At 70.6% G+C, this 599-nt stretch carries 1 protein-coding gene and 1 pseudogene; both read left to right on the top strand.

The genetic code is table 11. The features are described from left to right. On the top strand, positions 1–319 hold a 319-nt coding region (locus KDH83_RS31215), incomplete at its 5' end, for a BlaI/MecI/CopY family transcriptional regulator (RefSeq protein ID WP_212322981.1). After that, positions 316–599: pseudogene (locus KDH83_RS31210) on the top strand (hypothetical protein); the annotation flags it as partial. The gene KDH83_RS31215 and the pseudogene KDH83_RS31210, both read left to right, overlap by 4 nt.

Raw genomic sequence — 599 nt, 5'->3', positions numbered from 1 at the left:
GGTCCATGCCCACATGGCGGCGGAACGCGAGGACCTGAGCCCTGCCAACGTGCTCAGGCAGATGCAGATCATGCATGGCAAAGGTCTGCTGACGCGCGATGAGAGCGAGCGTTCGCACGTCTATGCGGCCGCGCAGAGCCAGAAGGCCACGCAGGGCGGCCTGCTGAAGGATCTGATCCGCAAGGCTTTCGCCGGATCGGGCAAGGCGCTGGTGCTGGCCGCTCTGCGCGAAGGGCATGTGAGCAAACGCGACCGGGCCGAGATCGAGGCGCTGCTGCGCGAAGAAAGCAAGGACGAGCCTCGCGGGGATAAGCGGTGAGCGGGCTGCTGCTGGGCGGCGCCTGGGCGCTGGGCACGGCCTTGCCGGCGTTTCTCTGGCAAGCCTTGGGCATCCACTGCGCCATGGCCGCGCTGCTGTCGCTGACCCGGCCGCGGGATGCGCGGCTGCGCTACGCGCTGTGCTGCGCCGGGCTGCTGCTGTGCGTGGCGGTGTTCGCCGCCGATGTGGCGCATGCCTATCGCGCGCTGCCGGCGACGGGGCCGGCGGACGCCGCGTCGCCGCTCTGGTCCGGAGCCTGGCCGCTGTGGTTTGCCCTGGC

It is taken from the genome of Achromobacter sp. Marseille-Q0513, from assembly GCF_018195695.1.
Lineage (GTDB): Bacteria > Pseudomonadota > Gammaproteobacteria > Burkholderiales > Burkholderiaceae_B > Achromobacter.
The sequence above is the reverse complement of the archived record's forward strand: the minus strand, read 5'-3'. Positions and strand labels throughout refer to the sequence as shown.